Genomic DNA, 15,490 nt, shown 5'->3' with positions numbered 1-15,490 from the left:
AGCTATGATTTTATCCTTGAAGCTCTATTTTATGAAGCATTATTATATGCATCTTCATAGAGAATTGGTATAACTCGCAATTTATAGTATATAAATACACTAAATAATCAGTATTGAACTTATCTTTGTTATTAATATGGTAGAAACTAGTATGAAAATTAAATTTGATAAAAACAAAGCTGGTTAAAAGAAATTATTGTTTATCACAGACTAACTTCATCTTTTCTTATCAATTATCTTAAAGTTAAAAATAATTCTTCATAGTAATACTCAGTTATTTCTCCTATTTACGATTTCAAAACAATTTTGTTAAATTTTGCTTATTAAACCAAACAGTACTTCTTAACAGAAGAGATTTGAAATGATAACTAATTTATTAAAAAAAGTTTTAGTTTACAGCACAATTGGTACAGTAATTGGATTTTCCACAATTCTTGGTGCTGCAAACTCAGCAGCAGCATTAATAGTTGAATCTGAATCAACAAACAATAAAGGTGTAATACAAGATATTTCCCATATTGTTTTCTATATGAAAGATAATTCGGGGGATATTACTAAAGTTAAAATTGATAGTGTCTCTGGTACAACATCTTACGATGCCACAAATTTCTTGAAAACAGAATATCCTGATTCTCAAGTATTAGCTTACCAAGTGAAAGCTAGTACCTTCAAATCTTTAAATTTCGTCTTAGATGGATATTCCTTACAAGATTTACCTAATCTTGATAAGAATGGAGCAGATAAAACTTATCAATACTCACAAGTTTCTAATCTTCCCGACCCAGGACTTAATCAAACAAATAGTAACACTTCACACAACCAACAATCCAACACTCAAACTGGAGAACCTACTTACCTTGGTAGCCAAGAATCTTCTACCAACAAAGTTACAGTTCCAGAGCCCGGAACCACAGCTGCAATCGCAATCTTTGCACTAGGCGGATTTACTGGAATCTCCACCTTCAAGGGCAATAAGAAACAACAAGTTTGAAGACCAGAGAGTTTGAGTTTTATACTCTCCAAAGGTGAATAATGTTGTTCTAGCAAAAATCGTATAAATTTAAAGTTATCCCTTCTCTTCTTTTTTGTACATGGCAGATAGCTCTGTGACTCTGCCTATTTTTATTTAGGGTTTATTTGCAAAATGAATCTTGGTTTATCTGATCAAAAATATAAAGAATTACAACATGCTTTAATTAATGCTTTTCCTGGCAAAGCTTCTCTTGAGCAAATGTTACACTTTGAGTTAGATAAAAACCTATATGAAATACAAAAAGAAACTAACATACAAGATATTGTACTTCATTTAATAAAAACAGCTTATAAAGAGAACTGGATTGAAGATTTAATTGATGCTGCACGAAATAGAAATCCTGAAAATCCCAACTTGAAAGCTACATTTATTCAAACCTCAAATCAAGAAAATACTGAAGATGATGATAAATCTGTTTTAGTCAAAAAAATTCTTAAAAACAGAGTTCATGGGCAAGACTTCAGTGGTGCTTACCTTTATGGTGCCACCCTCAGTGGTGCTAACCTCAGTGGTGCTAACCTCAGTGGTGCATACCTCAGCGGTACCAACCTCAGCGGTGCCAACCTCAGTGGTGCATACCTCATAAATGCCTATCTATATGATACCTACCTTTATGGTGTTAACCTTAGCACTGCCAACCTCACAAACGCCTACCTTTATGGTGCTAACCTCAGTGGTGCATACCTCAGTAGCACCGATCTCAGTGGTGCCGACCTCATAACTTCTAAGGTCGAAAACGCCAGATTTGCAAATAACCCAGGAATTTCTGAAGAACTTAAGCTCTATCTAATTCAAAGCGGAGCAATTTTTGAGGATAGCCCAGCTGACCACGACCGAGTTCTGGTTCCCCTTTAAGAAAGCAATTCGCTCAAAGAATGTATAAAAAGTATAATCTTCACTTAAAACTTAGACGTAAGTGGCAAGGGTATCTGTAAGGCGCTACAAGATAGTAGGCCACAATGGCAAAAATCGATGCAATCATACATCAATTATAGAATTATTGACAATAAGTCTGAAACAAGGTATTTCTGTTCATTTAGAGTAGTAAGTTTGTACGATGCGCAAGTCCTAAGTATATGTATTTTCTGATACTTTTTATCTTGATTTCTAAGTAAATTCATAACAGTGCTTAATTATGAATTTATATTTGCATTGTAAGAAATCTCATTATTTGCAAAAATAATCCGACCCTCGACTCTCGGGATTACGAGGAAATCTAAAAACAAAAATTAATTAGCATAATCCAATTAGTTTTGAAGATTGGGAAAAAGAAAGTTAATCAAACTTCCAACATTTACACCACAAAACTGAAGGACAATTTTAATGAAAACCAAATTTTTAGCCATTATTGCTGCTGGTTTAAGTGCGGTTGGTAGCATTATTACAGCTGTACCTGCAAATGCAGTAGAGCAAGAGGTCAATGTTGAAATCACTATTCAACCAACAATGTTCTTGCGGACTTTTGAGAATATCAGTTTAGATATTACTCAAGGAGACCTAGGAGCAAACGATAAAGATTTTGATTCAACTAATACTACAACTGATGGCAATACTAGCATTACTTTGACCCCAAGACCATCTCTTGTTGATGGAATTGAATTATCAGCAGTACAAAAACAAGTTAAAGAACTCTATGCTGTTTGGGCTAATAGCGGTACAACGGTAAATGTAAGTATTGAAGCAACTCAAGATACATTAACAAACACTGCAGATGGTACATCTACTGCACTAATTACTGCTACATAAAATATAGACAAAACTGCCAGCCCTTATCAGTTATATGTTTTAGCCGATAAATTGTTGGTTGGGGCTGCCACGTTCGTGGCGCTAGCCGCGCGTCATTCTGCGGGGGCTGTNCTGTTACACCTACTGAACCTAGTGGATCTCCAACAGCAATTCAACCTTTAGTTGGTGGTGCTGACTTTACATTCGATCTCACAAATGCTATTGCTACTGGAACATATAACGGAGGTGTGGTTAGAGTGAAAGTAGAAGCACAACTCTAATCCAGATATAATTACAAAGTTTAAGACATATCGTAAGTACCTATAATCTTGCAGAATCCAATTACCTCGAGTTTCCTGCGTTCACTAAAAAAGCCGTCCGTAGTGGACGGCTTTGTTTTTCAAAGAATAAGGTTTTTAGCTTTTGTCTTAACCCGAATTCTGGTTGAACTAGTAACAGATGTGGATATTCATGGAGGACAGCAAATGTTATTTTTATTACTAAATATCGATGATAAACGTTATGCCTTAGAAAGCCAGCAAGTTGTAGAAGTGCTTCCCCTCGTTATCTTAGAAACCCTTCCCCACACACCTGAATACATTGCTGGTGTTTTTAACTACCGGGGACGAATAGTTCCAGTTATTGACTTATGCCAGTTAATACGGGGTAAACCCTGCTGTGAACATTTGAGTACTCGCATTATCCTAACTAATTACAACAATGATGAAGGTGACAATTCTTCAGAATCAGCAACTTCCCATGTTTTTGGTTTGATGGCAGAACGGGTTGTAGAAACTTTACGCAAGTCTGACGCTGAATTGATCGATCCAAATATCCAGATAGATGCAGCTGCCTACTTGGGTAAGATGATTGTAGACGACCAAGATACGATTCAGTGTATAGATTTAGATTGTTTGTTGTCAAAAGTTGAGCGAATGCATTTTTTACCCCAAGCTAAATAAAAACTTTTAAATGTAAATGACACAATCTCTCATCGAAGTTTTACTGAAAAGCAAGATAGGTTTAGATGTAAATTCAATTAATTCTGGCATAGTTGCAAGAGCGATCGCTCAACGGATGGCAGATTGTGGAATTCTAGAGATAGAAAGTTATTTACAGAGGTTGCAGGAATCTAACCAGGAATGGGAGGCACTAGTTGAAGGTGTGATTGTTCCAGAAACCTGGTTTTTTCGAGAGCGAGAATCGTTTAATTTTCTCAAGGGTTACGTAATATCTGAGTGGTTGCCAACTCAATCTCAGGGCGTATTGCGGGTTCTCAGTATTCCCTGTTCTACAGGAGAAGAACCCTATTCGATTGTGATTGCTCTTTTAGAGGCAGGATTAGCTGCTGCAAACATTCATATTGATGCCGTTGATATTAGTAAAAACAACTTATTAGCTGCCCAACGGGGCATTTATCACAATTACTCATTTCGTGGTAATCCTCCCTCCTTTCAAGAGCGCTATTTTCAAGGAACAGAGGCAGGATATCAACTATGCCAACAGGTGAGGGGCATGGTTAATTTTATGCATGGGAACTTAGCAGATCCTTATTTTTTGGTTGGCGTATCGCCCTATGATGTCATCTTTTGTCGCAACTTGTTGATCTACTTCGATGCCGCCACCAAGAAACGTACAATGCGAATTCTGGAAAGATTGCTTACCAAAGATGGCTTGCTATTTCTGAGCCATGCTGAAACTGGGTTGTTTCTCAATACTCGGTTTATCCCAGTTCGTCATCCCAGAGTCTTTGCCTATCGTAAGTCTAGAGTACAAAGGAGCGATCACGCAAAAACTACGAAAAAACCCACCTCAACTCACCCAGGAAAACGAACTACAAACAAAACTCCTTTTTTACAAGTAACACAGTATAAAAAACAAGACATTATCACTAAAAATACTGAAAAGCCATCAGCAAATTCTCAGGCTAACTTGCTCGAAACAAGCAAAACTTTAGCAAATCAAGGTCATTTGCATGAGGCAGCACAACTATGCAATGACTATATTAGCCAAAATCCCGTCAGTGCTGAGGCATATGTTCTACTTGGTGAGGTACAGCAAGGCATGGGTAACAATGAGCAAGCAGCACAGTCTTTACAAAAAGCAATTTACCTGCAACCTAATTGTGAAGAAGCACTAACACATCTAGCATTACTGAGAGAAAATCAGGGGGATGTGGGAAGTGCAACTTTGCTCTGGCAGCGAATACGGCGACTCCTGAAGAAAAGGTGAGAGGTTAAGTAAAGTGTTCTTGCTTTTCAAATACCTATGCATCAAACTTTTCAGGCTTCGATTACCATCAAACTCACGTTAAATTAGTTAACTTTAGATAAAGTCAAATACCTCACGGGGTGCTTGTTACCCCGTGAGGTCAAATAAAATTGTAGATATTATTCATTTTTTTGGGAATTATAAATATACATTAGGCATCATTCGTCAGAGTTTGGTTCCTGACGCTATCGCTAATACACCCCACTGTTGTCGCACAGCTAAAAAATGTGTGAAATTCTTGTGGGATGGGCTTCTAACCCGCACCACAATCAAATCTATTCCATCACTTTAGGTATGTCTAGATACTACATATTAAAAAATAAAATATAAGTCTTACAAAATAAATTTAAACACTAGAATAAGCATATGAAACAAGGAACGCAAACAACAAAAATTAACCAGCTAGTCCTGGGTGGTTTTGGAATAATTATTGTCCTCACAGGAATTACCAATTTTGTATCTAAGTCACTGAATGATTCTCTCTCAAAAGCCAATGATTGGATTATACATACTAATAATGTTACAGCAAGTTTAATAAGTATAAAAAAGATTTTGATTGATGCAGAAACAGGTCAAAGGGGATTTATAATTACAAATAGAGAAAGATATTTAGAACCTTATATTCAGGCGAAAGAAGACATTTCGGAAGTTATCAAAACATCTAAAGAAAAAATCAGTGATAATCCCGAACAAGTAAATAGACTGAGTAAGATAGAAGCCCTTGCCGATAAAAAATTTGAGGAACTAGCAGAAACAATCGCTTTGAAAAAAGCAGGAAAAGAACAAGAAACTTTGTCTTTAATACTTTCTGATAAAGGCAAAAATATTATGAATGAAATCAGGCAAAGAATTGATGAAATGCTGCAAATAGAAAAACAATTACTAGAGCAGCGAAAAAAGAAAGCCGAACAAATCCAAAATGTTGCCAACTTTATTTATTGGGCAAGTCTTGTGTGCATAATTATTGTTGCAATTATCGTATCATTTTTGATTATTGTTGTACTCAACCACTCTTTAAATCTTTCCTTACAAAGCGCGTTTAATTTTACAGAGAAAATTGCTGCGGGTGATTTAACAAATAAGTTGGATGTCTACTCAAATGATGTGATTGGTAAGTTCATGACTGCACTCAAAAATATGAGCCACAGTCTAAACATGCTCATTTACAAGGTACAACGGTCAGGTATTCAAGTCACCTCTTCTAGCACCCAGATAGCGGCTTCTGGTAAACAATTAGAAGCAACCATCACCGAACAAGTAGCTGCCACTAACGAAGTTGCTGCTGCTGCCAAGGAAATCTCTGCCACCTCCACACAACTGGTAAAAACAATGGAGGAAGTCGCAGAAATGTCCCAAATGACGGCAAAAGCAGCTACTGAGAACCAAAAAGACTTATTGCAGATGGAAACAACCATGCAGCAGCTGACAGAAGCTACCAACTCCATTGCTGCCAGACTGGGGGTTATTAGCGAAAAAGCAAACAATATTAATAATATTGTTGTCACCATTACTAAGGTGGCAGACCAAACCAATTTGCTATCTTTAAATGCCGCTATTGAAGCAGAAAAAGCCGGAGAATATGGCTTGGGATTTGCTGTGGTTGCTCGAGAAATTCGCCGACTGGCAGACCAAACCGCAGTTGCCACTCTAGATATTGAGCAAATGGTCAAGCAGATGCAGTCTTCAGTGTCCACAGGAGTAATGGAGATGGATAAATTTGCTACCGAGGTGGGACAGAGTGTGGAAGATGTTGCCCGCATCAGTACTCAAACCACACAAATTATCGAACAGGTACAACAGTTAACACCGCGATTTGAAGAGGTTAACCAAGGTATGGAAACCCAGTCCCAGGGAGCGCAGCAAATTAGTGAAGCAATGAGCCAACTAAGCAATACCTCGATGCAAACAGCAGATTCCCTACGGGATATTAATCATGCCATCGCCCAACTGAATCAAGTCTCCCAAGGACTGAGCCAAGAAATTTCCCGCTTTAAGTTGAAGACAGAAGATTTTACACCCCATTACACTGAAAGTAATCAAACAATTTCACCAGGGATAGCGTAATTTTTGATTCGTGATTTGTAAATATGAGCACCATCAATGCCCCATCAAATATTGAACATTGCTGGAACGTAATTGGCGTTACGGGCGATCACTCTTGTCCGGAATTATCTACACATATCCACTGTCGGAATTGCCCCGTACACTCTAGTGCGGGACGGGATTTACTAGAGCGTTCCCCTTTTGAAAATTATCGCCATGAGTGGACGGAATTATTTGCCCAAACGGGGGTAGGGAAGCATATCGACTCCAACACCTTACCTACTACCGAAACCCTGACGGTGATGATTTTTCGTTTGCAACAGGAATGGCTGGCACTTGCCGTTCAGGTTTTCCAAGAAACAACTCCGCCCAGTGTAGTTCATACCATACCCCATCGCAGCAATCAAATCCTGCGGGGATTGGTGAATATCCGAGGGGAATTGCATTTGTGTATCTCGTTAAGCCACCTATTAAATCTCCAAGTTACTGATATTACTCCTCAATCAATCAATGCAGTGGTGTATCCACGGATGCTAGTGATGGAAAATACTGGTAACACTTGGGTGTTTGCGGTGGATGAAATTTACGGAATACAACGATTTCATCACAATGAATTACGAGATCCTCCCAAAAACATGGCGCGAGCAAACCAAACTTATAGCAAGGGATTCTTCCACTGGCATTCGCGCATTGTGAGCTATTTGGATGATGAACTATTATTTACAACCCTGGCGAAAAAGGTATTGCCATGAGTTCAGAGACAAATTTAACTAATCTCTCCTTGCTGGAATTATTCAACATGGAAGTAAAAACCCAAGTTGCCCTGTTGAATAATAATCTGTTGGCACTGGAAAATAAACCCGAACCAACTGAAGAATTGACGGCTTTGATGCGAGCAGCCCATTCTATTAAGGGAGCTGCAAAAATTGTCCAAGTGGATGCTGCTGTTTCCCTCGCTCACGTCATGGAAGACTACTTCGTTGCAGTTCAGGAGGGAACAATTACCTTAAATGCGGCTCATGTTGATGTGTTATTGCAAGCAGTAGATATACTCTTGCAAATTGCGGATGATTGTGTGAATCAACCGGAAGTACAATTTGCTGAAGATGAGAGAATCACATCCTTGGTGAAAGCGATTGCTGAGAACGCGCGGATGAGTTCGCCTTGCCGCGTTAAAACGCAGATGCCCTCCAATTTGGGGAATGAAGAAGTAGGAAATGAGGATGTGTGGACACGGGGACAAAAAAAATTAGAATTTCCCATTCCCCCACTCTCCCAATCCCCACCTCCAGAACAACCAACTATCACCCAAAACCGCGTAGTCCGAGTTGGTGCTGATAATCTCAATCGCTTGATGGGTTTAGCGGGGGAGTCTTTAGTAGAGGCAAAATGGTTAGAACCATTTGCTGATTCTTTGCTGGAATTAAAACACCGTCAGACGGATTTATTCAGTCTGTTAGAGAATTTACAGGATTTGCTGAGGAACAGCCACTTGGATCAGCAGATTCAGGAACAGTTAAGTGTGGCTCATCAAACAGCTAATGAATGTCGCCAGATATTGAGTGATCGCCATAACGAACTGGAAATTTTTTCCCAGCGTTGTGCTAACTTGGCTGAACGTTTGTATCGACAAGCGATCACTACTCATATGCGTCCCTTTACTGATGCTGGCTTGGAATTTCCCCGTTTGGTGCGGGATTTAGCCAGACAATTGGGTAAACGGGTGAATTTAGAAATTGTGGGTAAGTCCACTCTGATAGACCGAGATATCTTAGAACGGCTGAAGGCTCCCCTTACCCATATTTTGCGAAATGCCATAGATCATGGAATAGAATCTCCCCAGGAACGTCTAGCTGTAGGGAAACCGGAAGCCGGAAATATTTCCCTGGAAGTTACCCATCACGCTGGAATGTTGTTGATTACCGTTACAGATGATGGTAGAGGCATAGATTTAGAGTTTTTGCGTCAAGAAGTTGTAAGAAAACAACTAACCAATAAAAAAATGGCTACTCATCTCACGGAAGCAGAGTTGATGCAGTTTCTCTTTTTGCCCGGATTTTCAACAGCGACAACTGTTACGGAAATCTCCGGTCGTGGGGTGGGATTAGATGTAGCTTACAATACTCTGCGAGAGATTGGCGGTAGTCTGCGGGCAGTTTCTAAACCCGAACATGGAATCACATTTTCCTTGCAATTACCCCTAACTTTATCCGTAATTAGAACCTTGCTGGTGGAAATTTCCGGAGAACCCTATGCTTTTGCTATATCGCGGATTGAAAGGGTGGTAATGCTGTCTAAGTCCGATATCTTGTTATCAGAAAATCAGCATTTTTTTATACTGGATGATTGTCCAGTCTTATTAATATCAGGGCATCAAGTATTGGATTTACCGTCACCTGCCGAAAATTCGGAATTACTACCAGTCATCGTCATCAGCGATCGCTCTAGCAGTCATTCCCAAGCTAGGAGGAATACTCAGCTTCAGGAAGCAAACCCAAATTTCCGGGTTGAGATGAATAATCACTCCAGCCATTATGGGTTGATAGTAGATAGATTTCTTGGTGAGTACAGTTTAGTTGTCAGACCATTAGATCCCCGTCTGGGGAAAGTACCTAACATTAGTGCTGCTGCTCTCCTGGAAGATGGGTCTCCAGTAATAATTGTAGATGTGGAGGATCTCGTGCGTTCTATTGCTAAGGTGCTGGCGAGCGGGCAAATTAGTCAACTAAATCAGTCTACCCAGCAGAATGCTAACAAAACATACAAGCATGTCCTAGTAGTCGATGACTCCATTACCGTACGCGAAATGGAGCGCAAACTCTTGGAAAATAATGGCTATCAAGTAGATGTGGCGGTAAACGGCATAGATGGCTGGAATGCAGTCCGTAGTGGTAATTACAACTTGGTAATTACAGATATTGATATGCCCCGCATGAATGGTTTTCAACTGACCAGCTATATTAAAACCCATAGCGAATTAAAGCATATACCCGTGATTATTGTTTCCTACAAAGACCGTGAAGAAGACCGCTTACAAGGACTAAAAGTGGGTGCTGATTACTACCTAACTAAAAGTAGCTTTCATGATGACACCCTCATGGAAGCCGTAATTGACCTAGTTGGCGAGGCGTAAACTGTGAGAATTGCCATTGTTAACGATACCTTCATGGTAGTAGAAGTTCTGAGGCGCATCGTAGTAAATATATCAGACTGTGAGTTATCGTGGGTTGCCTACGATGGTGTGGAAGCAGTAAGCAACTGTGCTTTGGATACTCCTGACTTGATTTTGATGGATGTGGTGATGCCGAGAATGGACGGAGTTGAAGCTACTCGGCAAATCATGAAACAGTCTCCCTGTGCCATTCTCATGGTTACTGCTAGCATTAATAAATACGCAGCCAAGGTTTTTGAAGCAATGGGTTATGGAGCTTTGGATGCCGTAAATACCCCAATATTGTCCGGTCAACAGAAGGATGGTAGTACGGGGTTGCTAAATAAAATTGCTACCATTGCCAGGCTGATTGGTAAATCATCTCGCCAGCGTTCGCAACTCACCACACCACCTGCAAATTCTCACCAAGGGAAACGACTTCCACCACTAATCGCCATCGGAGCTTCTACTGGCGGTCCCCAGGCGTTGACAACTATTCTCTCCCAATTTCCCAGAGATGCTAATGCTGCTGTGGTGATTATCCAGCATATTGATGCGGAGTTTGCTCTTGGCTTTGCTAATTGGTTAAACCAGCAAGTTTCCATACCCGTGCAGCTTGCCACACCAGGCTGTTTGTTAGAGCCTGGTAAGGTTCTGGTTGCAGGCACAAATCATCATCTGGTAATCTGTCCTGACTTGAGTCTGGCTTATGAGAACCAACCACTTGATTGTGTCTACCGTCCATCCATTGATGTTTTCTTTCAAAGCTTGGCTAGCTATTGGTGGGGAGAAGGGGTTGGGGTGCTACTTACAGGTATGGGGCGAGATGGAGCCGCAGGCTTAAAGCAAATGCGCTCAAGAGGTTGGCATACAATTGCTCAAAATCAGGAGACTTCCATTGTTTATGGTATGCCCAAAGCAGCAGTTGAGTTAGAAGCCGCTGTGGAGGTTCTATCTATTGAGGCCATCGCCTCTCAAATTATCAGACATTCCCAATTTACCCCTTAACCAATAGCAGATAAACAATCCAATGACATGCAATCCCTAACTCTAGAAGCTCGTACCAAATACTTGCTCATTCAAAAAATATCCCAAATCAATATTAGGAGATGCTTGATCATGTTCCAATCAAAAGCAGTCTCCCATCCGGCAGAAGTGACTGTCTCAAATCATAGTATTGACTCACAATCCCTGCAAAAAAAACCATTAGAAAACCCCATTATAGAAACTTCTCACACAAATCTAGTCACAGTTGTGCTGATTGACGATCAACCATTCATTGGCGAAGCAGTCCGTCGCATTCTAGAAACCGAAACAGATATTGCTTTTAACTACATCAGCGATCCTACCCAAGCAATTCAGAGGGCGATCGCACTTGCTCCCACAGTCATCCTTCTCGATATGGTAATGCCAGAAGTAGATGGATTGATGCTGCTGCGTTGGTTTCGCTCTCATCCTGCCACTTGTGATGTTCCCATAATTATGTTATCCAACAAAGAAGAAGCAAAACTAAAAGCGCGAACATTCACCGACGGAGCAAATGACTACCTAATTAAGTTACCCGATGCAGTTGAGTTAATTGCCCGTATCCGCTACCACTCCAGGGCATACAATAACTTTAAAGCACTTAATCAAGCAGCCGCTACAGCCCAACTCCAAGTCCAACTAATTCAAACCGAGAAAATGTCAAGTTTGAAACGGATGGTTGCAGGAGTAGCACATGAAGTTAATAACCCTGTGAATTTTATTCATGGGAATTTAAATCACTTACATAACCATGTTGAATCTATATTAAATTTAATCAAACTCTATCAACAAGAATATCCACAGCCAACCCCTGTAATTCAAGAAGAGGCTGAAAACATTAACTTTGATTTTATTATTGAGGATTTATCTAAAATAGTTTCTTCAATGAAATTGGGAACCGAACGCATTCGCGATATTGTTAAGTCTTTGCGTAATTTTTCTCGATTAGATGAAGCTGACAAGAAACTTGTGAGTATTGATGATGGCATTGAAAGTACACTTTTAATTTTGAGTCCCCGTCTCAAATCTGGAATTAAAATTATTAAAGAATATGGAGATTTACCTTTAATTGAATGCTATCCAGCAAAACTCAATCAAGTATTTATGAATATTATTAGCAATGCCATTGATGTTTTATTAGACAATCCAGAACAAACTGAAAAAATAATTATAATTAAAACTATAAAAACTGACGATCAAAAAGTAAATATAAGAATCCAAGACAATGGCTGCGGAATGAATGCAGAAATTAAGGGCAAAATCTTCGATCCTTTCTTTACAACTAAGCCCGTCAATCAAGGAACGGGGTTAGGATTAACCATTAGTTATCAAATTATTAAAAAACATCGGGGTAAGATTGAGGTAAAATCTGAATCTGGGTATGGAACAGAATTTATAATTGAAATCCCCATCACACTCAATAATGTTCGATGATAGGCAATAGGGGTGTCGATTGACTTTCTGTTTGTCAAATTGTCACCATTACTTAATTGAAGATGTGATATTTCCTTTACTTTCTTGTGATACCAATATTATTCATTTTCTCTAATTACTTATTTATAACTTTATTAAATCAATTTATTACCTTTGGTATTATGGTAACTTTAAATACAAGAGTGAGATAATTACCTTTTTACGTAATATCTAGATAAATTTAGGCATAAGTATTTTTTATTACACTAAAGTTATGAGCAAATAGACTTTTAATCGTACATTTCCTCAGTGGTTTATTTTTGTGTGTTTTTTCTTACTGCTTCTGGAACTAAAGCGAAAATATAAATAAGAGGGTCTTTAACAGCCCCTAAAGTTTTTTCTTCGTAAGGTCTAAGAAATGAGGGGGGAAGTCCTTCTTCCTACTTCCTGTCTGTATGAACCTTTGTTCAAGCGGAACTTGCAGTTTCAGACTGGAGACTGAAACCATGAAAATCAATTTACTAAAAAAACTCGAAAGCACTCTTTTGGCTAGTTCGTTGTGTCTTGCTGTTTTCCTTTTCCCCCTTAAAAGTGAGGCTTTGACTGTTCAAGAAGTTCCTAATCCCAGGCAAGAAGTGTATGGCGCTTGGGTAACAGATATGGCAGAGATTCTTACAGATTCCACAGAAGCCCAATTGAATCAGATGATTGAGGAATTAGAGGCGAAAAATGGCACAGAAATAGCAGTGGTAACAGTGGCAGAAACTGCTCCTGCTGCCTCACCTAAGGAATTTACAACAGAGTTATTTAATTATTGGGGAATTGGCAAAAAAGAACAGGATAACGGAGTGCTGTTTTTAATTTCAGTAGGCGATCGCCGAGTAGAAATTGAAACTGGCTATGGCGTGGAAGGGATTTTACCCGATGCCAAAGTAGGGAAAATTATCGACACGAAGATCAAACCACAATTTAAACAAGGTGACTTTGATGGGGGTACTTTAGCTGGAACAAAAGCACTGGTTATTGCTTTAGGAAGTGATCGAACATCCTCCGTCAGCGATAAACCTAGTCAAAATATTCCTGCTACTGGGTTTTTACTAGCTGGAGGTATCTTAGCACTTGCGATCGGAACTGCCGTTATCCTGATGAGTCGTAGAGTTAGGATTAAACCGATTGGACGTTCTCGTCTAAGTGGTGGTAGTCGAATTTTTTTCTGTGCTGATTGTCAGCAGAAGATGAAAAAAGTAGACAACGCCAAAGTTCAGTCAATGCTAAGTCAACCAGAGAAAATAGCGCAAGACCTTGGTAGTCTTAGATTTCAGGGCTGGAGATGTCCCAAATGTAGCCAAGATGATGAGAGATTCCATTTTATTACCTATGTTTCTTCCTCACCTCAATTTAAGCAATGTCCTAAATGTAATGAATTGACAGTTACTTGGACCAAGAAGATTCTCGAGCAGGCTACGCATTACAGTTCAGGACAAAGCCTGATAACTGACAAGTGCCACTGTTGTAACTATTCTCGACAGGGTAAAGAAACGATTCCTCGCTTACCTCCTGGTAACAGTTCTTGGAGTGGTAGCAGTGGCGGTGGATTCGGGGGTGGTAGCAGTGGCGGTGGTGGTGCTGGTGGTGATTGGTAATCGCCTTGAAGCTATTTGTATGAGTCAGTGTCTTAAGATTAGTTCTATTTAGCCATGATTAACCAAGAGATTCGTATTCCTTCTGATATTGCTCCAGAGGTTTTAGAGTTAGCCTCTCGGTATTATGCTGAACAAGAAAAAAGCTATTCCGATTCAGAATTGGTAGAAGCAGCAACAGAAGCGGGAATTCCTGCTCGGTTTATCGAGCAAGCAATTAAAGATATTCGGGCGCAGCATCAGCACAAGATAGAGCAGCACAGACAAGCAATCAAACATCGCCAAATGCTGCTGAAGATTAGTGCAGTTTTACTAGTGGCGATCGCGCTGTGGAACGTCTGGACTTACAATTCTCTCTCTGGTGCAGCCTTAAAAACTGAAGCAGCTTGGGCGCAAGTGGAAAATCAACTACAACGGCGCACAGATCTGATTCCCAATCTCGTCAGCGTAACCCAAACCTATGCACAACATGAAAAAGAACTAATATCTCTACTGGTTCAATCCCGCGAGGCTTATTTGCAGGCAGTTACTTCCTCAGAAAAAGCTACCGCCATGGTACAAGTCAATCAAGCCATTGGACGTTTTCGTAATTTGGTTTCTACCAATCCACAATTACAATCTTCTCAATTGTTCGTCAATCTTCAGTACGAGCTAGCAGGTACAGAAAATCGCTTAGCCGTAGAACGAATGCGCTACAACCGAAGCGTGCAAAACTATAATCAGAAAATTCAGGGATTCCCTAACTCTCTTATCGCCAAGGCTTTAGGATTTGAAAAACAATCCTTTTTCCGGGCTACTACTTCCCATGTTCCCCAAATCACAAAATAATAAGGTTCTTGTTAGCTTTTGGTGAAGTGCTTGGGTTTGAGTGATTTACAAAAAATAATACCAGTAATTTCTAAACGTCCCTTTATTGCACTACTAAAGAAAATAATGGTCAAAATAGTTACAATCTAATCTGATTATTCTCCGATAAAACTTTAAGCTGTTACATAAAATGTATATTTGCACTAACACTACACCTTCTTGTGAAGAATTAGAAATTCTAAAACCATTTTGGCTACGTTCCTCGCTGACTATAGTAATCCTAAATGATTTTGAAGAAAAATCAGATATTATAGCAACCGCCAGGTTAGCTAGGACGCTAAAGTCAAGACATGCTCCATGGCTTCTCGCAGTGTTCCAAAA

13 protein-coding genes are annotated in these 15,490 nt (G+C 39.6%); all 13 read left to right on the top strand.

From position 1 onward, the window contains the following. The first annotated feature begins 361 nt into the window (after positions 1–361). Positions 362–991, top strand: a complete 630-nt coding sequence (locus BC008_RS11560) for a hypothetical protein (RefSeq protein WP_027846919.1) — start codon at positions 362–364, stop codon at positions 989–991. Between the two features lie 153 nt (positions 992–1,144). Beyond that, a complete protein-coding gene (locus BC008_RS11555) occupies positions 1,145–1,888 on the top strand; it encodes a pentapeptide repeat-containing protein (RefSeq protein WP_058183553.1) in 744 nt (247 codons plus the stop codon). A 468-nt stretch (positions 1,889–2,356) separates the two neighbouring features. Continuing rightward, positions 2,357–2,779: a hypothetical protein gene (locus BC008_RS11550; protein WP_058183552.1), complete on the top strand. Its 423-nt coding sequence runs from the start codon at positions 2,357–2,359 to the stop codon at positions 2,777–2,779. 362 nt (positions 2,780–3,141) lie between these two features. After that, complete coding sequence (locus tag BC008_RS11545; RefSeq protein WP_235595859.1) at positions 3,142–3,720, top strand: chemotaxis protein CheW; 579 nt, start codon at positions 3,142–3,144, stop codon at positions 3,718–3,720. A gap of 16 nt (positions 3,721–3,736) precedes the next feature. After that, the gene (locus tag BC008_RS11540) at positions 3,737–4,990 is read left to right on the top strand and encodes a CheR family methyltransferase (RefSeq protein WP_027844974.1); all 1,254 of its coding nucleotides are present in this window, start codon (positions 3,737–3,739) and stop codon (positions 4,988–4,990) included. A gap of 405 nt (positions 4,991–5,395) precedes the next feature. Beyond that, on the top strand, positions 5,396–7,093 hold the full coding sequence (locus BC008_RS11535; RefSeq protein ID WP_058183551.1) for a methyl-accepting chemotaxis protein: 1,698 nt from the start codon (positions 5,396–5,398) through the stop codon (positions 7,091–7,093). A 23-nt stretch (positions 7,094–7,116) separates the two neighbouring features. Beyond that, positions 7,117–7,824: a chemotaxis protein CheW gene (locus BC008_RS11530; protein WP_027844975.1), complete on the top strand. Its 708-nt coding sequence runs from the start codon at positions 7,117–7,119 to the stop codon at positions 7,822–7,824. Next, positions 7,821–10,205 carry a hybrid sensor histidine kinase/response regulator gene (locus tag BC008_RS11525; RefSeq protein WP_027844976.1) on the top strand — a complete coding sequence of 795 codons (2,385 nt, stop codon included), beginning with the start codon at positions 7,821–7,823 and terminating at the stop codon, positions 10,203–10,205. Before BC008_RS11530 ends, BC008_RS11525 begins: the two co-directional genes overlap by 4 nt. Positions 10,206–10,208: 3 nt before the next feature. Continuing rightward, positions 10,209–11,231: a chemotaxis response regulator protein-glutamate methylesterase gene (gene cheB / locus BC008_RS11520; RefSeq protein ID WP_027844977.1), complete on the top strand. Its 1,023-nt coding sequence runs from the start codon at positions 10,209–10,211 to the stop codon at positions 11,229–11,231. Between the two features lie 111 nt (positions 11,232–11,342). After that, entirely contained in the window at positions 11,343–12,683 is a 1,341-nt protein-coding gene (locus BC008_RS11515) for a sensor histidine kinase (RefSeq protein ID WP_082650542.1), read from the top strand. A gap of 485 nt (positions 12,684–13,168) precedes the next feature. Further along, positions 13,169–14,305, top strand: coding sequence for a TPM domain-containing protein (locus BC008_RS11510; protein ID WP_027844979.1), 1,137 nt, complete (start codon positions 13,169–13,171; stop codon positions 14,303–14,305). A gap of 54 nt (positions 14,306–14,359) precedes the next feature. Then, positions 14,360–15,130 carry a LemA family protein gene (locus BC008_RS11505; protein WP_027844980.1) on the top strand — a complete coding sequence of 257 codons (771 nt, stop codon included), beginning with the start codon at positions 14,360–14,362 and terminating at the stop codon, positions 15,128–15,130. 169 nt (positions 15,131–15,299) lie between these two features. Then, a partial coding sequence (locus tag BC008_RS51280; protein WP_235595860.1) for a hypothetical protein occupies positions 15,300–15,490 on the top strand: 191 nt, incomplete at its 3' end.

It is taken from the genome of Mastigocoleus testarum BC008 (assembly GCF_001456025.1).
Classification (GTDB): domain Bacteria; phylum Cyanobacteriota; class Cyanobacteriia; order Cyanobacteriales; family Nostocaceae; genus Mastigocoleus; species Mastigocoleus testarum.
This window is presented reverse-complemented; position numbering and strand designations above follow the sequence as displayed.